General features: G+C 33.7%; 19 protein-coding genes and 1 tRNA gene. 8 read left to right on the top strand and 12 right to left on the bottom strand.

The genetic code is table 11. From position 1 onward, the window contains the following. Positions 1–6: 6 nt before the first annotated feature. Positions 7–522 (bottom strand): hypothetical protein, encoded by a 516-nt coding sequence (locus AC3IS6_RS09845; RefSeq protein WP_489164720.1) that lies wholly within the window; start codon positions 520–522, stop codon positions 7–9. A gap of 83 nt (positions 523–605) precedes the next feature. Further along, positions 606–950: a hypothetical protein gene (locus tag AC3IS6_RS09840; RefSeq protein ID WP_489164719.1), complete on the bottom strand. Its 345-nt coding sequence runs from the start codon at positions 948–950 to the stop codon at positions 606–608. A 388-nt stretch (positions 951–1,338) separates the two neighbouring features. Here AC3IS6_RS09840 and AC3IS6_RS09835 point away from each other — a divergent pair, with 388 nt between their 5' ends. Then, entirely contained in the window at positions 1,339–1,839 is a 501-nt protein-coding gene (locus AC3IS6_RS09835) for a GNAT family N-acetyltransferase (RefSeq protein WP_489164718.1), read from the top strand. A gap of 255 nt (positions 1,840–2,094) precedes the next feature. Here AC3IS6_RS09835 and AC3IS6_RS09830 read toward each other — a convergent pair whose 3' ends face one another. From AC3IS6_RS09830 to AC3IS6_RS09815, 4 genes are all read right to left on the bottom strand, one after another. Next, entirely contained in the window at positions 2,095–2,535 is a 441-nt protein-coding gene (locus tag AC3IS6_RS09830; protein ID WP_489164717.1) for a hypothetical protein, read from the bottom strand. A gap of 181 nt (positions 2,536–2,716) precedes the next feature. Continuing rightward, on the bottom strand, positions 2,717–3,517 hold the full coding sequence (locus AC3IS6_RS09825) for a tetratricopeptide repeat protein (protein WP_489164716.1): 801 nt from the start codon (positions 3,515–3,517) through the stop codon (positions 2,717–2,719). Beyond that, positions 3,514–4,017, bottom strand: coding sequence for a hypothetical protein (locus tag AC3IS6_RS09820; RefSeq protein WP_489164715.1), 504 nt, complete (start codon positions 4,015–4,017; stop codon positions 3,514–3,516). Before AC3IS6_RS09820 ends, AC3IS6_RS09825 begins: the two co-directional genes overlap by 4 nt. 385 nt (positions 4,018–4,402) lie before the next feature. After that, a complete protein-coding gene (locus tag AC3IS6_RS09815; RefSeq protein ID WP_489164714.1) occupies positions 4,403–5,563 on the bottom strand; it encodes a histidine decarboxylase in 1,161 nt (386 codons plus the stop codon). A 153-nt stretch (positions 5,564–5,716) separates the two neighbouring features. Here AC3IS6_RS09815 and AC3IS6_RS09810 point away from each other — a divergent pair, with 153 nt between their 5' ends. Continuing rightward, the gene (locus AC3IS6_RS09810) at positions 5,717–6,169 is read left to right on the top strand and encodes an Lrp/AsnC family transcriptional regulator (RefSeq protein WP_489164713.1); all 453 of its coding nucleotides are present in this window, start codon (positions 5,717–5,719) and stop codon (positions 6,167–6,169) included. 70 nt (positions 6,170–6,239) lie between these two features. Here the strand turns inward: AC3IS6_RS09810 and AC3IS6_RS09805 are convergent, their stop codons facing one another. From AC3IS6_RS09805 to AC3IS6_RS09790, 4 genes are all read right to left on the bottom strand, one after another. Beyond that, positions 6,240–6,731, bottom strand: a complete 492-nt coding sequence (locus tag AC3IS6_RS09805) for a hypothetical protein (RefSeq protein ID WP_489164712.1) — start codon at positions 6,729–6,731, stop codon at positions 6,240–6,242. Then, a complete protein-coding gene (locus AC3IS6_RS09800) occupies positions 6,728–7,150 on the bottom strand; it encodes a hypothetical protein (RefSeq protein WP_489164711.1) in 423 nt (140 codons plus the stop codon). The genes AC3IS6_RS09805 and AC3IS6_RS09800 overlap by 4 nt, the downstream gene beginning before the upstream one ends. Before the next feature lie 83 nt (positions 7,151–7,233). Continuing rightward, positions 7,234–7,857 (bottom strand): succinate dehydrogenase/fumarate reductase transmembrane subunit, encoded by a 624-nt coding sequence (locus tag AC3IS6_RS09795; RefSeq protein ID WP_489164710.1) that lies wholly within the window; start codon positions 7,855–7,857, stop codon positions 7,234–7,236. Between the two features lie 55 nt (positions 7,858–7,912). Continuing rightward, positions 7,913–8,557, bottom strand: coding sequence for a Crp/Fnr family transcriptional regulator (locus AC3IS6_RS09790; RefSeq protein ID WP_489164709.1), 645 nt, complete (start codon positions 8,555–8,557; stop codon positions 7,913–7,915). Positions 8,558–8,913: 356 nt separating this feature from the next. Between AC3IS6_RS09790 and AC3IS6_RS09785 the strand changes: the two genes are divergently transcribed. The 4 genes from AC3IS6_RS09785 (at position 8,914) to AC3IS6_RS09770 (ending at position 12,289) form a co-directional block, all read left to right on the top strand. Further along, a tRNA-Glu gene (locus AC3IS6_RS09785) sits at positions 8,914–8,985 on the top strand. A gap of 72 nt (positions 8,986–9,057) precedes the next feature. Beyond that, on the top strand, positions 9,058–9,918 hold the full coding sequence (locus AC3IS6_RS09780; protein WP_489164708.1) for a hypothetical protein: 861 nt from the start codon (positions 9,058–9,060) through the stop codon (positions 9,916–9,918). Between the two features lie 255 nt (positions 9,919–10,173). Beyond that, positions 10,174–10,623 (top strand): hypothetical protein, encoded by a 450-nt coding sequence (locus tag AC3IS6_RS09775; RefSeq protein WP_489164707.1) that lies wholly within the window; start codon positions 10,174–10,176, stop codon positions 10,621–10,623. Between the two features lie 109 nt (positions 10,624–10,732). After that, positions 10,733–12,289 (top strand): S41 family peptidase, encoded by a 1,557-nt coding sequence (locus AC3IS6_RS09770; RefSeq protein ID WP_489164706.1) that lies wholly within the window; start codon positions 10,733–10,735, stop codon positions 12,287–12,289. 241 nt (positions 12,290–12,530) lie between these two features. Here the strand turns inward: AC3IS6_RS09770 and AC3IS6_RS09765 are convergent, their stop codons facing one another. Together AC3IS6_RS09765 and AC3IS6_RS09760 are read right to left on the bottom strand one after the other, a co-directional pair. Continuing rightward, positions 12,531–14,525, bottom strand: a complete 1,995-nt coding sequence (locus AC3IS6_RS09765; protein ID WP_489164705.1) for a flavin monoamine oxidase family protein — start codon at positions 14,523–14,525, stop codon at positions 12,531–12,533. A gap of 43 nt (positions 14,526–14,568) precedes the next feature. Next, the gene (locus AC3IS6_RS09760) at positions 14,569–16,287 is read right to left on the bottom strand and encodes an alpha-keto acid decarboxylase family protein (RefSeq protein WP_489164704.1); all 1,719 of its coding nucleotides are present in this window, start codon (positions 16,285–16,287) and stop codon (positions 14,569–14,571) included. A gap of 749 nt (positions 16,288–17,036) precedes the next feature. Between AC3IS6_RS09760 and AC3IS6_RS09755 the strand changes: the two genes are divergently transcribed. Together AC3IS6_RS09755 and AC3IS6_RS09750 are read left to right on the top strand one after the other, a co-directional pair. Beyond that, positions 17,037–17,639, top strand: coding sequence for a Pvc16 family protein (locus AC3IS6_RS09755; protein ID WP_489164703.1), 603 nt, complete (start codon positions 17,037–17,039; stop codon positions 17,637–17,639). After that, positions 17,636–18,478 carry a hypothetical protein gene (locus AC3IS6_RS09750; RefSeq protein WP_489164702.1) on the top strand — a complete coding sequence of 281 codons (843 nt, stop codon included), beginning with the start codon at positions 17,636–17,638 and terminating at the stop codon, positions 18,476–18,478. The genes AC3IS6_RS09755 and AC3IS6_RS09750 overlap by 4 nt, the downstream gene beginning before the upstream one ends. The last annotated feature ends 4 nt before the right edge of the window (positions 18,479–18,482 follow it).

Here is an 18,482-nt window from a genome sequence, read left to right as displayed (position 1 = left end):
CAATTTTCAGTGTATATAATTTCCAAAATCTAAAATCAATGATTTATTGTCAGAATGGATAAAAAGAACTCTGACTAAACTTCCATCATTAGTATCAATCAAATATTCATAACTAGTTACAATCCACAAGTCCGTCAGATCAAAAATGTTCCTTTTTACTTTTTCTACCAATTTACTTAGGTACTCAATATGATAATTACTTTTGAATATATCAGGCGCTATATTGAATGTAGCTAAATGGTCAATACACCATGAAAAATTTTCATTTACCCTCTCTTTAATGCTATCAACATTTTTTCTTGTTGGCTGAATCTTGTTTATAAAAAAAAATTCCGTGCCGCTATTGTTTGGAGAAGGAAATATAAATCGATCTTGGTCATCCAGTCTTTTATCAATGCTAATTCTTATATCTACAATTGACGGATTATAACCGTCTGACAATACACTCATGAAATCAGAAAATAAACAAATTGAATTCTCCAATAACTTTATCCGAGTCAATTCATCTTTATTAATCTCCATATACTTATTCAAATTACTATTAACTTCCATAAATATGTATGACAAACTTCATACTTAATCTATTCCAAATATATAGATTTTTGTTATTCATTTACGGTTTCAATCTTACTAGAAATAAGAACTTCATTGATTTCGCTTAACAAATCAAACTCATCATTAGGAAAAAGTTGCAGAGCAACTTCCAATACAATCCCCACATCTATAGATGATGGTTTAACCGTTTCTGAAATTTTACATTCATCCTGATTCAGCGCCAAAACGCATAATTTAAGCAAGTTTGCAATAACACACCCAAGTTCAGAATAATTCAGCACTTTGATTTCGGCGGCATAATACCCTGTTTTGTCATTTGTTGGTTTTAATGTATTCAAATACCCATCTGCTAGTCTTTTGAGATACTCTAAATCTTTATTTTCATTTGTTTTCATTGAGCTATTATTTAAATTAATCTTACTTTTTTTGATCATTCAAATTTTAGCATATATTTTAAAAAAAAGGTTATCTTATATGATAACACCAGAAAAAGCTGTATTTTTTTTCAAAAAAAACAGATAAAAACACAAATTGATTATATCTAATTATTTAAATTCTAAGATCTTTAATGATTTTGATTGTGGGCGGGCGCAAAGTCAAAGATATTTACGCAGCATTTCATAAGGGACTTTTCGGAGAGCGGGATTGTGTAAAATCATTAAACATTTTAAAAATCGAGAAGTTTTCTCTATTTATTTTCTGTAAATTTGACTGTATTTACAAAAACAAATCTGCTAATAATTTTAGCAAAGAACTTCTAAATTATTTATCTTAATATAACCAATGTCTACTCTTTATCAAAGCCCAAGAATTATTATTCGCGAATTTTTACCTCAAGAGCAACAAACATTTTTAAATCTTTTTAAAGACAATCAAGTTACACAATATCTTCCTGATGCTTCACCAGAAAGATATCTAGAAATGTTTCATGAATTGCTTGAAAATTATGAAAAGAAAAATCTTAGTCGATGGGCGATATTTGACATTACAAATAATATTTTCATAGGAATGTGTGTTGCTCGTATTTTCATACATAACATAAACCAAATAGAGATTGGATATGTACTTAGTAAGGAGTATTGGGGAAAAGGTATTGCTACAGAAGTATGCAAAGCAATAACGCAATATAGTTTTGCAAATACAAATACAAAAGAAGTTGTAGCCGTAACAGATATCAATAACACCGGATCACAAAATGTACTGCAAAAAGCCGGATTTGAACGATTAAATAATCTGATAAGAAATGAAGAAGAGCTAGCTTATTTTAAGATAGAAAAATTATAATCTCATTTCTGTTGAATATGCAAATCCACCACGCAAAGTCTCCTGACTTTGCATTTTTAACCTTTAGTTTTCATAAACATCAAACCTTTATAAGTCTCCCAACTTTTCTTAATTCTATTTATATTAATAATCGTTTCTAAATTACATCTTCCACAAAAAAACTTAATCACTTTGCGGGTGCGAAGTCAGAGACATGCACAGCAATAAAGATAAACACTTTGTATAGCGCGGCTTTTGTGTGTGTTAACCATAAGATCACTTTTTATTATAATTTATCTTGAAATTATTCTTTATCAATTCATCTATTGTAACCTCAAGTCGCCTATCTACAAGACTGTCTTTTAAAACTTCATCCCTATTTTTGTTTGCAATAAAAGCGGAATCAAAAACATAAATATATAATCGTTCGTCAACATGTAATATGTCTTCAATACATGTTGGCCTGCCACCACCAGTAAAACGAATTTCTCCAATTTCTATATTGCCATTACCTGCAAATGCAGCCGTGGTCTTAAAATATGGATCTGAACGAAAGTCTCCTAATGGCATAACTGAATCGAATCCTCTATAGATATACAAAACCTTATCGGTATTATTTTTAACTTTAATACTATAATGGCAATTATTACTGTCTTTTGGTTTCTGACAAGCATTTATCAGATTAAATACAATCATTAACAATACTATTTTTTTCATACCTACTTATAGCACACTATGCAAAGTCTCCCGACTTTTCTTAATTCTATTTATATTAATAGTCCTTTCCAAATTACATCTTCTACAAGAAAACTTAATCACTTTGCGAGTGCGAAGTCAGAGACATTCGCACAGCGTTGCAGAGGAACTCTTCGGAGAGCTGGGTTGTCACCAACAATTTTTATTCATTTTTAATTGTTTCGTAATAAACACTATTAAAATGTCGAGTATAAGGATCGAACATTTTTTTATTTTCAGCGTACAATGCTAACGCAGTTTCTTTGTGCTTTTTATATTTTTCTTGGTTTTGTAAGACTTTATAAACCTTACATTTATAATAAGAATTATCAGCGAACTCATTTATTTTAGTTTGTTTTTCAAATGCTTTTAAAGCATTCGCATAATCTTTAACTTGATAATAAGTTACGCCTAATTGATAATAATCATATAATCCAGCCGAATAATCTTTTGTTTTTAATTGTTCGTTGAATATTTTAATTGCTTTTTTCTTTTGATTAATTGCACTATAACAAATACCTTTTGTTATGTTCAAATGATAATCTCCATTTGTTGAATATCCTATATCGTAATTTACCAAACTATCAAGTTTTTCAATGTCTTTAATAGCCCCCTTATAATCTCTAAAAAATTGATAACGACACCAAGCACGATAACCTAAATTTAAACCGAAATCTAAATCAACTGCTTTGTCTATTAATTTTTTCCAGGTTAAAAAATCTCCGCTTTTTAAATACGCTGTAGATTTCTCTCTGTAAGCATATGCGAAATTTGGACAAATTTTAATTGCATTATCAAGAATCTCTTGAAACTCTCTTTGAAATTGATATAGTTTTTCCGTTTTTTCCGCTTCAATACAAGCTTTATATTGTAAGGTATCGCCTTTGTACAAAAAAGCATTACAATTTGGTTGAGAAAATAAATAAACAGGGCAAAGCAAAAATAAGTAAGCTAAATTTTTCAAGGTAATATTTCTTTTAATTGTCCATTTTCTATTTTAAAAATCAAGTATTGATAATAATCAATTTCTTTGATTTTTTTCCCTTCCCAGCCTTTTAAGTTTTTTGTAATACTCATAAGTTGTTCTGTTATTGATTTAACAAAAACTTTCTCTTCATAATTTTCGTTCATAGAAATCAAACGAAATCTATCCGTTTTTCCTTTACAATTAACAACAAAATTAATTCTGATTAGCCCTGTTTCGTTTTTAATGATTTTTGATTTATATTTTTCAGCAAACTCTTTTTCAATAGCCAATTTATCTCCTTCATATACCAAACCATCACCCCTATTAAAGTATTGATAAATATGTTTTGAATTACATAACTCAAAATCTTTATTGTCCATTTCTGAATTAAATTCGATATCCCCAACATAATTTGGATATACAGATTTAGTTTCGCTTTTTTCCTGACCAAAAGAAACTAATGGTATAAACAAGAAGAATTTTAATATTTTAGTCATTGTATATTTGTTTCTTTTTTCTAGTTTTTTTAAAGAATAAAAATTGCTGATAATATTCTTATGCTATTGCGGTTTTGGACTAAACTACGCCCAATATTCGAATTAGCCAAATCATTCTAAACACAAAACCAATTTCCCAGTAAGCCAATTGTTCTACACTCCCCGACGCGTCCTCATCACTACTGCACAAATGTTTTTAAATTTACCGGAAATTTCGTGTAATTTCCACTAGTTAAATGATTTCACATTCAAAACACTTACAATTGAGATTTTTAAAAAATCTACCATTTACAATATCATAAAAAATTTGCGTAAAGTCGGAGACATTTACGCAATTTTCATAAGCTCTTTTACAGAACAGAACTAACAATACTATTCTAAAACACTACCAGCTGAATTCTGCCATTTCTTCAGGGATTTCAATGCAATTTTCTACGTCGTTGATAAACAGATCGATTTGTTCTTTGGTCACGTTTGGCATGCAGATAATATGAGAAATATCGCCCTCAGTGGCTAGTTGCCATTTTGATTTAACTTCTTCGGTTATTTTTGGAAAAACAACTGTGATCGAATTTGGATTTCTCCAGGCAGCAATCCCCATGTTTTTCAGTCTCTGCTCACAATATTCTGCGACTTCCAGGCTGTGTAAATAACGTTTTTTTAAACCTTCAATGCCTAATTTTTTCAGGGCAAACCATAAAAACAACGGAGAATGACCATTTCTGGATCCTGTAATCGTCGTATCTAAGGAACCGATATACGAGATTCCTTTTGAGATTCTATCTCTATTAGAACGCTTCGTGATAATAACACCTGTTGGAATAGGCGAACCTATAAATTTGTGTCCGCTTATGGAAATACTGTCCGCTCCATCCATAAAATCAAAAGGAAGTCGTGGTTCCATAAAAGCACCATAACTTCCGGATAAGGCTGCGTCACAATGGATGTAACTATCCTGTATGGCTAATGCTTTTAGAATGTTTTTAATTTTTGATACGTCATCTTTGGCTTCTTTCATGGTTGTACCAAAAGTAGTAAGCACAATGGCCGGTTTATGGCGATTCAGTTTTAATGTATTCCCAAAATCCTCATAATCAATTTCACCATTTTCCTGTGAGCGAATAACGATACTTGGAATATTTAGCAGATGAATGTTTTTACGCACACTGTAATGGGTCGATTCCGAATAATAAACCATTGCTTTTGGATATAATTCTCGTGCGAGGTACAGTCCGTATAAATTACTTTCAGAACCACCATTGGTTACATACCCCCAATAATCTTTTGGATTGGCACGGAATAATTTGGCAAAAAAGCCAACTACTTCTCTTTCCAATTCATGTGTTTGTACTTTGTAAGTACAATCCTCAAAAGGATCACCAAGATTATTAATCGGATACTTTAAAAAATGACTGATTTCCGAGTAATCAAAATCTTTGGACACAGGATAACCCAAGAAATTATCTCTGGCATTTTCGATATATTGATTCAAATCGAATAAACGTTGATTGTCTTCTATGGATAGCGATTCTGAGATGGGTGTCATAACATTTAATTTTTCTGTAAATGTACTTTTAATGGTTTAATATCCTTCATTAATAACAAAACTCAAAATATAATTCTAAATTTGAAGCACAATAAAGATTTTTAATATTGAATTTACTATTTCTTTTTTCTAAAACCATATAATTATTCTGAGATGGATGCCATAGACAAAAAAATATTGATGCTTTTGCAGCAAGATGCGAAACAAAATACCAAAGAAATTGCCGATAAAATAGGATTATCTGTTTCTCCCACCTTTGAGAGAATCAAGAAACTGGAACAAAAGCACTACATCAAGAATTATGTCGCTTTACTGGATCCCGAAAAAATTGGAAAATCGATCAGTGTATATTGTCAGGTTACTTTGGCGGTGCACTCGCGAGAATTGATAGATGATTTTAAACAGCACATTCTTGTATTGCCCGAAATAATGGGTTGTTTTCACGTGTCCGGAAATTATGATTTTTTGCTAAAAGTGACCGTCAATGACATGAACGAATATCAGAAGTTTGTGATCGATAAATTATCGGTTATCAAAGGGATTTCAAATGTGCAAAGTTCTTTTGTGATGGAAGAAATAAAAAATGATTTTGCCTATAATTTGTAAAAATTCCAAAAAAAAACATACTGCTTTTCTTGAGGAACTCTTCTGAGAATGGGATAGAATTTTCAGGAGTTCATTTCCTTTTGGGCTTAAAAATTCTTCTTAGAAACCTTACCCAAATGGTCCATTTACTGTTTTTCTTTTCCTTTGTAAAATGGTTTTCGACTTTGTCAAATGCATCTTCAATATAAGAATCGTGCAGCCAACGAATTGCAAACACCCATTTTAAGGTCGCCAAACCTATTGTATTCATATCAATAGAATGTTTCAGCTCGGTTACATGAGAATCTAATTCCGTAATTTCAAACTTATGACATCCATTAAATCCTTTTGGTTCTGTAAATTGAAATTGAATATAATGGTTCGGCTTATAATCCATAACAGTATATCTTATTTGCCCGTGTCCACCCTTTGAATCAATACTTAATCCGTTGTCTAATCGCATTGGTGGCCATTTGTCTGTTGCCAGCATCATATCGTCTCCAGATGATAAGGTTCTAAACAATTCTTCGACTTTGTATTTGGGCTGATTAATTATTCTTGTATGTACATTGATTACTTTCATAACAAAATCTTGTTTTCTGCTCTCCATTTTTGCAACCCGCCAATTAGAAATAAAAGCCCGATTATTAAAGCAAATAATGAATATATTGTTTCAGATAATGAGTTTGTTCCCTGTATTGTATCGGCAATTAATTCTCCAACTCCACGCAATAAATATATTCCGGCAATTAAAAAAATAACAGTCTTTAGTAATGGCAGCTTTCTAAACTTATTAGCTGCAGAAAGTCCGTAAAGACCGAAAATAAAAAACACAATAGCCACAATGATGGTCAGCAAATAAGGCAAAGCAGTATGCTTTTGAGCAAGTGTTGCCATTTCTTTTCCAATTCCCGTAATTTCAAACATTTGGTCCGCCCAAATTAATCCAAGAACGTGCCCGATTGCAATTACAATATTGATATATCCTCCTAGTTTTAGCATAATTTTATTTTTTTAGTTCCTAAACAGATTAATAAACGAATTGATTATTCCGGCAAATACCCAATAGGCATTTCTTTTATCAATCATACGTCCCTTATTTTCTCTATTATTATTTTGTATTCATGTGGTAATGTTACTCCATTAAAATGGTTCGTTAGTCCATAAAATAGGATGATTGTTAACACAAATCCGAATATAAGAATTGATTCTGCTTGTTGCTCTGGTGTTAAACTGAGAATATTATTTTTCATTTTTTTGTTATGAACCGAAGCAATGTGCCCGAAGAAAGAAAGAATTGCAAGTCCGTAATACGGAACAAAAAACAAATAAAAAGGAAAGGTATTAAGGCCTGCCACACCAAAATAAAAATTGGTATCGAGGTGCAAAAAGAGACGGGCGATGAAAACAGCACTCACATGAACAATTAGAAAAAAAGCCAGGTAAAGTCCCGTCCAAATATGTAGTTTCTCAAAGTGGGATGTTGCTGTTTTTCTACTTTTCTTAAAAAGATTGATTCCTGATACGATTTGAATAAAAACTGCAACTAATAAAATTGTCTCAACAAAAGTATTGCGATAAAACAATCGTAAAGTATCCATTATTGCCATGTAGTTCTCTTCACCAAAAATGCTGCAAAAATGATTGAATAGGTGTAACCCAATAAAGACGGTAATAGTTAGTCCGGAAATATAATGAATTCGTATCATCTCATTTGATTTCTGCAAAGTTCAATCAACTTATTCAAAATCCATTTGATCTAAATCAAATTCGGTATTTTGGGTTGCGAATCCGGCTCAAAGTTTCAAGTGTAACACCAATATAAGAAGCAATATGAGTTAACTGTACTCGTTGAATAATATCGGGGCGCGTATCTAATAGACTTTTATATTTCTGCAAAGCACTCTCAAATTGTATAGAAACAACTCTTTCCCGCAATTTAAGCATTGTTTTAGTTACCGCAATTCCTCCTAATTTCTCAAAACAATGATGCTTATCGCTCAATGCCAATACTGTTTCTCTTGAAATTTGCAATAAAGTTGTGGGTTCAAGCAATTCGATATTGTATATCGTTGGACCGCCTCGGAAAAAGCTATCAATGGCACTTACAAAATCACCCTCAAATGCAAACCAATCTGTAATATCCTTACCATTTTTAGTATAATAGGCTCTTGCACTTCCACTAATTATAAAATAGAGTTTATCAGCAAACTGGCCTTCTTTTACAAGCACTGTCTCTTTGTCAAATGTCAAAACTTTTGCCCCTCTTTTGAGATCGTCTTTACAATCATCTGTTAACGTAACGTAGGTGGTACTTATAGTTTCTATTATTTGCTCAATATACATAAGGCGGTTTTCTCTGAAATGGGACACAATACTTTTTCCTTGTAAGTGTGGAGTTAAAAGCACGAATGCTTAATTTAAAACACCGATATCAAATATACATACAAATGTTCAAGGAAAACCCGGCAAGCACATCAAAAATAACGAATGAATTTTCTCTCAAAACAAGAATTCTGAAAAATTATTTTCATTTTTTTTGAAAGGTATTATTTTAAGAAAACAAAAGAAAAATCTTATTTCCTATTTTTTACTGCCAAAACAACCAATTATTAATCAAATAAATACAGCTTTGGTTAATTCTGCTCGTTTGCCGTTGATTGTTTCTAAGAATGGTGTTTTCAAAATAACCTCGAAAAAAAAATCAAAAATTCCATTGTGTATTCTAAAAACAGTTGTATTTTTGCACCCGCAACGAACAAGAAGGCCCGTTCGTCTATCGGTTAGGACGCATGGTTTTCATCCATGTAAGAGCGGTTCGATTCCGCTACGGGCTACTAAATACAAAGCTTCAGAGAAATCTGAAGCTTTTTTGTTTATATTTACTTTTATAAAAACCACTTTATTTAATGAATATAAATTTTGTTTACCTCATCAGGATTGCAAATGCAAAACCAAGACTATTACTTACTATATTATGTTTAACCTCACTATTTAGTAATGCCCAAAAAAACAGTAAAACGAAGACACCAGAATTAATCGTTATCGGAACAGTACATTTTCCGACAAAAAACATCAATACGGATACAATCTATAAGATACTGGAGAATCTAAAACCGGATTTAATTCTGATGGAATCTGATAAAACTAATTTTAATTCTGATTTTACCTTCAAAAATACTTACGACGAAAACGAATGGAATGCAGTTCTGAAATACAAAGCTAATTTTAAGAATACTCTATTCAGACCAATAGAATTTGAAGGACGAAATGATTACAGAAGACAAAACGGTATCCAGAATACCGATGCGGTATTTAATGAAATAAACGTTCTTGACTCCTTAAATATCCTCTCTGCCAAACATAAAAAAATATGGAATAGATTTATAGAGCTTTCAAACTCTTTAAATGAATTAGACAATAGTCCGTTAAAGGAAATAAATTCAAATTCTACCGCAAATCTGGTTAGTGAAAGACAATTTTATCAATATCGAAAACTAAAGGAAATTGTAGACGAAAATGACCAATTTACTCAACTGAAAATCGAAACTGCTACTAAAGAAACCATTTCATTAAGAGAATTATATAAAAGATATTGTCATTTTGAAGAGTTAAGAAACCGAACTATAATTGATAATATTTTGAAATGGAAGGTCCAATTTCCGGATAAAAAGATCGTTGTTTTGATTGGTTTCTATCATAAATATTTCCTGGTAAACGAATTAAAATGGAAACAAGCAGAGCATCATTTTGAGTTAAAAGAATTCTAAGTGATTTTCAATTGGATCATTTACTCCCGGTAAAGCAAGTCACGCACTATAAATTAATTACATCTAATTTATTTAAGTTTTAAAATTGCATTAAATTATTTTACGATAAATATTAAAGACATTCAATAGACCCGTTTAGTTTAAGAAAAACATCTAATTTGAAAGGAATTTCTGTGATATATTAGTATATTCGAAAAATATAAATTAAAGATTTTTTTAAAGACTAACACCTGCAAAAGCATCAAATTTTAAATTATGAAAATTAAAACCTTAAATGTTACCTTTATGGTAATCGCTTATTTAATTTCTATCCCACTTCAAGCATTTTTCTGGGCAATTATAGGAGTTAAAACACACTATCTTCTCCTCTTGTTTTCTCATTTTATTTTCTTCATTTTTTTAATATACCTATTTACAGGCACCTTAATTATTGATTTCAATAACGGCAAAGACACGCTTACATTGGAGTGGGATAAAAAACCAATCTATACTAAAATAGAAAATCAGGTTATTCTTTTATCCGAAATTAAAAGCTGGAAGTTTTTTAATGGACGTGGCGCTGACCGATTAAAAATATATTTTAATAGCGGCGAGTCCTTAATAATCGATTTTAATAATTTGATAGACTTTGGAGAAAATTCTAAAAAAGTGGACCAATTACTCTTTTTTCTAAATACTAAAAATAGTAGACAGCAATTGGCTTAGCTACTCTAACCCTAACCACCAAAACCTTATAAAAAAACCTCCCAAAACCATGTATTGTACCCCTATTACTCCACCCATTTGCTTTTATAAACGAATAACGAATGCATTTGTGAATCCTAAAAATTTACTGTCAGTCTTCACCCTCTTATTGTTGTTTTTCTTCTCCTGTACCGTTCAGGCGCAAAGCTCTGGTAAGACCATGAAGGATAGTTTAATGCTGTACAATAAAATGCTTTCGCAAAAACAAATGCAGGAGGATCTTAAAACACTCCTTGCGATAAATGAAAAAGCAAATTCCGGTTTATACCAATACCGTTCTAAAAAACAAATAGACAGTATTTACAACAGTGCCATTAAAAGTATTAAAAAGCCCATGAGCACTATCGAATTTTACAAAATAATGCTTCGTCTGTCTGATTATGAAGGAAGTTTACACAATTACACCATTCCTGATCTCGGTTTAATCAATTTTCTGAACAGACAAAAATCATTTTTCCCTTTTCCTCTGGTCTATATTAACGGACAAATTATTTTTGACGGTCAATCATCGGATATACCTCCCGGCTCAAGAATAAAAAGTATAAACGGAATAAATGACGTACAATTAATGCGCTCTTTCTACAAATATTATACAACAGATGGTCATCATGCTACCCAAAAATTATCGGCCAGCGTAAATAAATCATTTGGGCTGAACTACCTGCTCGAATATGGTCTTTGTGATGAATTTATTATAGAATACAGCGCACCAAAATCTGAATCTCTTAAAAAAACAGTGCTTCGCTCAGTAACGCTGAAGGAAAGAACAGCCAACCTTAAAAACAGGTTTAGTGCTCCGGTTACTGATTTACTAGATTATAAAAAACAGCCTCCGTATAGCTTTCGTATGATCAATCCGACCTTAGGTTTGTTGAACCTAAGATTTTTTGGTATGGCCTATGGATCAGACGATCCTAAGTTTAAGCCGTATGTTCGATTTTTAGATAGCATTTTTACAGAACTGAACAAAAACAAAGTTGCTAATCTAATCATTGATGTTAGAAATAATCCGGGAGGAAGTGATCCTAACTTCGAACAGCCTGTAATGTACCTCACCGATAAACCCTTCAAGGAAAATGTAAAGGCTACTATCATATTCGACCCTAATGTTTTACCTCTCGAAAAGTATTTTTGGGGTACCTCAACTTCAGAACGAATGGATAGTACTGCTCTAAAAGCAGGAAAAGAGTATCTAAAGTCACTGTATCCGGTTTTCGAAAACAAAATAAGCTTCCAGAACCAGAAATACAATCCGGTTTATCACCCTAAATCACCGCTCTTTAAAGGCAAGCTTTATCTTTTGATTAATGAAAATGTGGCATCAGCTGCTTCCCATTTTGCTTCTCTGGTAAAAGCTTATGTGGATAATGTTACCATAGTAGGTCTGGAAACAGTTGGAGGTTATTATGTTCATAATGGACATTCACCATTGGTTTACGAACTTCCTAACTCAAAAGTAAAAACACAATTTTCAATTGTAAATGTCATACAGGATGCTCCTAAAAAAGAGAACCAGCCAGAAGGTCACGGTATTATGCCTGACTATGAAGTATGGCCCACTTTGGACGACTTTTTCCAGCAAAAGGACACACAAATGGAATTTGTTCTTAAGTTGATTGCAAAATAAATAGAAGCGTGGTATTGTACGCGGATTGGACAGATTCGCCAGGGCGAAAACGCGGATTAATATGGATTTTATATTTCATTAGTAACACTGTTTTAATTGCAATTTATCTCTAAAAAAACAGCTCTATTTAGATAAGTAAACAGGCGATTATATTGGAGTTTGTACTCCAATATAATCGCCTGTTATGTTAATTCTTTTTTTTCTGATTCGAAAATATAAATTTCAAATCATTAAAAACCTGTTATTCCGGACTAATGAATGGATAATACTTTTCGTCTATAATAGGCTCAATACCGAAAAAGTCATTCAAAACAGACTCCGCAGTACAGAAAGCACCTTCTACCCAGGCCTGATCGTTAGAATAGGTTTCACCAACGATAAAAATATCGCAATCTGCTTTTGGAACGAGTTGTGAAGGTTTTCTAATTTTTCGTTGTACATCACCCAGATTATAGTGTGATTTATAGGCATGATATCCTGCATTAAAAGGAGGTAATGACCAGTCCATATATCTCGTTTCTAAAGGTTCGGGTACGGCCGAATAATCAGTCTGTGGTCCAAAATGTAATGCTGCCAGTTGCGAGCGAAGCATTTTGACCATTACCGGAGTGGCTAAGCGAGGCCCTTCGAGCGTCTGGCAATCTCTGGACTCCGGAATTTCACGTGTTCCATGAGGGCCGAGTTCTAAAGCTTTCCAAAATGTGGTGTACTGAATATCGTCATAGCTGGCCAAAATACCATACACTTTTTCCCCTTTTTGATTGATGGCGTTATCACCAAAATATACCACTTGTCGGATCGGCATATCGGTAATACTTGGACCAATGGTATCTAATTCGGCTATAGCCGAGATTTGTTTTTCTTCTTTAAAAGTCAGACGTTCCTGAATCGCATTTTCTACCGCAGCTATAAAACTGGCTTTATCGTTAAACGATGTCGCGATAATAACCGGATTTTTTGCTGATTCTATTGCTTTCAGATAATTAGAAGGAAATTTTTCTTTTTTCAGTTTAGCAATTCCTTCCTGCGTTAAAAAGTAACTGGTTAGTTTGGCAGGATAAGTTGGACTTCCGGCTTCGGTTGTTCTCCACCATGGCGTAGTGAAAAACATTCCAATTTTATAGGAAGGTTCCATAATTACAGATTCCAGATAGAGCTGAACTTCTTCGTGGTTTAATATGTCCTGACCTTCATCATCTGTATAACGTGTTGCTTGAGCTACCAGTTCAATGGATGCGCGAGGCATGGCAAGAAATGCAGCATCACAAATTTTACTTTCAGCAAGTTTATCAGGAGTTGCGCGTTTTGCGGTAGTAAAACGAATCCCTGCCTTAGTATGCAGAATCGAACGCAATCGGGTATCCGGAAAATAATTCAGCGTAATTCCTTTTTGTTTGGCCAGTTTTTCAACTTCATCGAATAAAGCAACAAATAAGCTGGAATATCCTTTTACCAGCGTTTTATATTCTGTTCCCGGCGTAAACTCGTCATTAACATTAAACGACTGGGCACTATGACTATTTACTACATTGGAGCTATAGCCGTTACCATCTGCCAGATAGCCAAATCCTTCTTGTCCAAGTCTGTCATAGGCAAGATTCCAATATCCAATATCTTTTAGTAAATCTCCTTTTTGAAAGATCGAACTGTCCGGCATATCAATATTGATTCTTCCCTCTTCATAAAACTTACACCATTCTCTACGGGTAACAGGACCTGATGTTGCTGTGATTGCTACAGATTGTATGGTGGTGAATCCATCATCCGGCGGAGCATCTTCACCATAATTATTAGCAAAATAAGGAGCCGGCTGATTAGAATTAATATCTGAGACATACATGTTTTTGGAACGCAAAGACATTAAAGGATCCGCAGATTCGTTAAATTCAACTGAATCTTTCTTTAAATCCAGTTTTTCTATCGTTTTTGTGACTACACGATGTCCTGCTCCTTGTGGAGTGCCGTCCCAATATGAATATCGCATACCGCCCAATTCCAGATACGAATTGTCTTTGTTGTCTTTATAATGCCACGTACAAACACGTGCTCCCGCCTCTCTGGTTCCTGTATTTTTTTTAGAAAAATCATATTTTCCCCAGTCGTAGAGTTCTAATACATCGCCTTTAACCAGCATTTTTTCATTTTTGTCACGTTTGGATTTTCCATCCAATAATCTCCACGCGGTATAGAGTCCGGCTGCACCGGCTCCAAAAATAGAGTATGTTTTCTTGCTCATGATTTTATGTTTTTAATTTTTTTACTGCTTTTTAGTAGTTGTTTTACTCATTCCCCAGCCTTTCCATCTGCTGTGCAAGGTCTTTTTGAGGAATTACAATTTCTACCAGAGTTGGCAGATCTGTTTTTTTCTTAAGCTTTAACAAGACTTCGTCTAATTCTTTAACGGTTTCAGCGCGGTAGCTATTAGCTCCAAAGGCCTTGGCAAGTGCCTGATAGTCCCATTTTGGCAGAATATCAAATTCATCAAACTTATGAGACGGACCTGCTTTAAAAGAGTCCATGTCTACGTACACCTGTTCAATCGCATATACTCCATTGCTCATCACGAAGATTACAGAGTTGATGTTGTATTTTACCAGGGTCGAAAGCGCTTGTGCTACCATCATAAAACCACCGTCACCTGCGATAGTCCAAGCTTGTTTGCCACTTCCCAACTGAGCTCCGGAAGCAGCACCAGTTTCAAAACCGATACACTGCCAAGCAGCGGAAGAAATAAAGGCATTCTTAGATAATCCGTACATATTGGTGGCTACGTACATAGACGAACTCACACCAAAAGTGAACACGATATCGTTCAGCATTTTTTGTTTTTCCAGAAAATAAGTGGCTCTCTCAAAAAAACGATTAAACGTTATCACTTCAGGAGTTTTATCATATTTAGGATCTGAGTTGGATCGCCATGGTTCTGGGAATTTTGGCTGAGCCGGAGCTATTGTTTTTAAAGGATATCCGGAAGCTTTTTTAAAGCGTTCGGTTAACGCTTCGATAAAGTCTTTCAGTGTTACACCGGTATAAGTAAAATAACCAACCCGCATTTCCTGCGTGGTCGCCTGAATCATATTCGAAAACTTATTTTCTACCAGCCATAAATAATCATCGGTGATAATCGTTCCCAAAGACAAAATACAGTCTGAAGCTTCAACCAATTTTATAACTTCGGGTATTGAAGCCTGATCGGAATAGGTACCTATAAATTTATCTCCTTTTTCATCCAAAACCGTTTTCCCGAGTGAAGTTGTGGTATACAACATTCCACTTGCTTTAATAAGCTCTTCTAACTGCTTTGTTAAATTGTGTCGCAAAAGTTCTACTCCCGCAAAAATCAAAGGTGTTTTTGACTGACTGATTTGACTCCAAGCCTGAGAAACAGCATTCTCAAGTTCTGCAGCTTCACTTTTTATAATTTGAGGCTCTAATTTTTTGCTGGAAGGTTTCGGGCAAGGTTCACCCCACACCTCTTTATAACAGGCAATATATACAGGACGCTGATGCGTAAGTGCTGCAATAATTAATTTATCGATTTTTTCAGGGGCATCTACAGAACTGCTCAGGGTTTCAGCCGCTACGGTCACTCTTTCAAAAATTTCCTGATCGGCGTTGAGATTACCAGTCGAGTGATGATAAAGCACATTATACATACTTCCTATTTGCCTTGCATCTGCTCCGGGTGTCGCACTAATTACAACCACAGGACTACGCTCGACATAAGCTCCGGCAATAGCATTTAATGCACTATAGGTACTTACTCCATACTGCAGAGATACCGCTCCCAAACCACGGGTACGTGCGTAAGCATCCGCCGCATAAGAAGCATCTAATTCGTTTGAAGTTCCAATCGTTTTGATTCCTTCAAAGTCTTCCAGAGCCTGTGTAAAATGCTTTACATAGTCGCCCGGAATCTGAAAAATCTCGGTAACATTTAATTGTTTGAGTCGGGTGAGCAGATAATCTGCAACTGTAAAATCTTTTGTAGGTTTCATTTTTTTGCTATTCTAAATTAGGAGTAGTTTTTGTTTTCGGCAGTAACCGTCTTCGCTTTTATTCTTTTAAAGCTATCTCCGGTTTTTATTCCATTATAAAATTACCAGTCTGCCAGAATTCAAATCAAAAAAAAGGCATGAGTGCCGAATTTTTATCCATGAGAAACCCAAATAACAGTATGAGGTCATTTTTTGTCTGTTAAGGCAGCTTTGAATGGTCTACTTCAAATATTTTCAGGCCTTTTTGAAACTAAAAAGTGCTGCACTACTTCATCACAAAAACATATCATACTGTAAAACAAACAAATAGACTTAAAAAACAAACTTTTTTGCCTTTTCCTCGTTAAAACTTTAATAGTATTTGAAAATTCTGACGTTTCTTTTTTCTGAAAAAATGAAAACAAATTCCATAATAACAGTTAAGTAACTGAAAATTAACTATTTAGAAAACCAAAAGTTATTTAAAAAAAGGTATTTTTACGCTGTTTTGATATCCTAATGTTTTTCTAACTTAGATCTTCTATAAGCCCTAGTTTTAAGTACAAGTCTAAATTTAAGCCGGGAAACACTTCTTTTTACCTTTCAATCTGCGCCTCAGAGCTATCTCTTTTTAGCCTATTTATACAGTTTTTCTACAAGCGAAATATCACGAAAAAAAGCCAAAAACATCAGTACTGCTTTTAAAAAGGCAGAGATTTGAATTGCCCTTTCTTAACGAATTTCAAAATATATTAAAACTTTTCCACAAGATGATTTTTGAAGTTATTCAGATAATTACAGAACAAGTCAACAACTACCTAGAGGAAATCGGGTTGGAAAAAACGGTTGTGCCTGAAAATATTGCTTTTTTAGAGTCACAAAATGAAGCCATAGGTACCAATTTAGATGATAAAGTAGCGCTTACCCTCATCAACTTAGATCAGGAAGCTACTTTAAAAAACTTTCCCAACCATATTGTCGAAAGTACTAAAACAGTTTATCGAAACAGTGTTATCAACTTAAATCTGTATTTGCTTTTTAGTGCCAACAGAACGGCGTACATCAATTCTCTTAATGATATTTCGAAAATCATTGCCTTTTTTCAGGGGAAAAACCTGTTTACACAGGCCAACACGATCTACAACAGAAATAATGTTGCTATGGCCAATATTGACAACTTCAGATTTACGATGGAACTCTATACTCCCACTTTTGAGGAACTGAATTACATCTGGGGGACTTTGGGCGGCAAACAGCTTCCATCGGCTTTATACAAAGTAAGTATGATACAAATCGAACGCAATATTGCGCAAAGCGAAGGACCGCTTATCAGTCGAATTAAAGGTATAACCAAAACAAGCGAACAATCATGAGTTTTAATGTTATATATGGATTGTTATTTGAAGTCACTTTTTTTCACAACTATTTCTTGAATAGCGGTGAAAACACCTTTGCCGGCATGTCAGCTGATGATAAAGAAAAAATGTTGCAAAAATTCAGCATTGAATCCTTTATCTCTATAACACCAACTCTGGAAACTCAAACTATACTTAGAAACTACAAAATGGTATTCAAAAAAACCAAAACGGGTTTCAATATCTATATTAAAGTGAAAGAAACAAATGACATTGATCCTTTCATAAAAGTCCCTGCAGATTTGAATCTGAACTTTTTGATTTCCATCAACGACTATCAGTTTGAAAATTATACCGATCTCGCTTTTACAACCGATCAGTTATTTCTGTTTAGCAACGTCAAACCATCAAGCGAACCGATTACGTTTGAATATTTGCCTAAAATAAACGACAACAAACTAATTTCCAATGCCTATTTAGTGTCTGAAGAAACCTCTGCTAATTTAATTTCGACCCTTCAGCCATTTGAAAAACCAGGTGTTTTTGGACTTATTTCACTGCAACTGCAAGGCGATAATGTGTCAGAAAATATTGTAGACAATACGGGAAAAATAGTAAGTCCCAATTTTAAAATTCATTTTGATAATCGAAAAACACTTTGGAAATATATCAACCGTAAAGCAGCAACTCAGATCGAAACCAATACCGCAAAACCATTAACACTTTCCGGTTTTGTCGAAATTGACCCGCTTACCGATTTTACACCGGCAGAACCAGTAAACAGCCACTACCCTAACCCATCTGTAAAATCAATAACAAAATTCAATGGTGATTACTACTCAGAAATATTTATTTAATAAT

The organism is Flavobacterium sp. KH_035 (genome assembly GCF_057839565.1).
Note: the sequence above shows the minus strand (reverse complement) of the source record. Positions and strands in the feature narration are given on the sequence as shown.

Bases quoted from the DNA above. Each gene is read 5' to 3' on its own strand.
- AC3IS6_RS09760 (WP_489164704.1), bottom strand. From the start codon at position 16,287: ATGAAACCTACAAAAGATTTTACAGTTGCAGATTATCTGCTCACCCGA.
- AC3IS6_RS09810 (WP_489164713.1), top strand. From the start codon at position 5,717: ATGGATGCCATAGACAAAAAAATATTGATGCTTTTGCAGCAAGATGCG.
- AC3IS6_RS09800 (WP_489164711.1), bottom strand. From the start codon at position 7,150: ATGCTAAAACTAGGAGGATATATCAATATTGTAATTGCAATCGGGCAC.
- AC3IS6_RS09780 (WP_489164708.1), top strand. From the start codon at position 9,058: ATGAATATAAATTTTGTTTACCTCATCAGGATTGCAAATGCAAAACCA.
- AC3IS6_RS09830 (WP_489164717.1), bottom strand. From the start codon at position 2,535: ATGAAAAAAATAGTATTGTTAATGATTGTATTTAATCTGATAAATGCT.
- AC3IS6_RS09775 (WP_489164707.1), top strand. From the start codon at position 10,174: ATGAAAATTAAAACCTTAAATGTTACCTTTATGGTAATCGCTTATTTA.
- AC3IS6_RS09765 (WP_489164705.1), bottom strand. From the start codon at position 14,525: ATGAGCAAGAAAACATACTCTATTTTTGGAGCCGGTGCAGCCGGACTC.
- AC3IS6_RS09795 (WP_489164710.1), bottom strand. From the start codon at position 7,857: ATGATACGAATTCATTATATTTCCGGACTAACTATTACCGTCTTTATT.
- AC3IS6_RS09815 (WP_489164714.1), bottom strand. From the start codon at position 5,563: ATGACACCCATCTCAGAATCGCTATCCATAGAAGACAATCAACGTTTA.
- AC3IS6_RS09820 (WP_489164715.1), bottom strand. From the start codon at position 4,017: ATGACTAAAATATTAAAATTCTTCTTGTTTATACCATTAGTTTCTTTT.
- AC3IS6_RS09845 (WP_489164720.1), bottom strand. From the start codon at position 522: ATGGAGATTAATAAAGATGAATTGACTCGGATAAAGTTATTGGAGAAT.
- AC3IS6_RS09840 (WP_489164719.1), bottom strand. From the start codon at position 950: ATGAAAACAAATGAAAATAAAGATTTAGAGTATCTCAAAAGACTAGCA.
- AC3IS6_RS09750 (WP_489164702.1), top strand. From the start codon at position 17,636: ATGAGTTTTAATGTTATATATGGATTGTTATTTGAAGTCACTTTTTTT.
- AC3IS6_RS09755 (WP_489164703.1), top strand. From the start codon at position 17,037: ATGATTTTTGAAGTTATTCAGATAATTACAGAACAAGTCAACAACTAC.
- AC3IS6_RS09805 (WP_489164712.1), bottom strand. From the start codon at position 6,731: ATGAAAGTAATCAATGTACATACAAGAATAATTAATCAGCCCAAATAC.
- AC3IS6_RS09835 (WP_489164718.1), top strand. From the start codon at position 1,339: ATGTCTACTCTTTATCAAAGCCCAAGAATTATTATTCGCGAATTTTTA.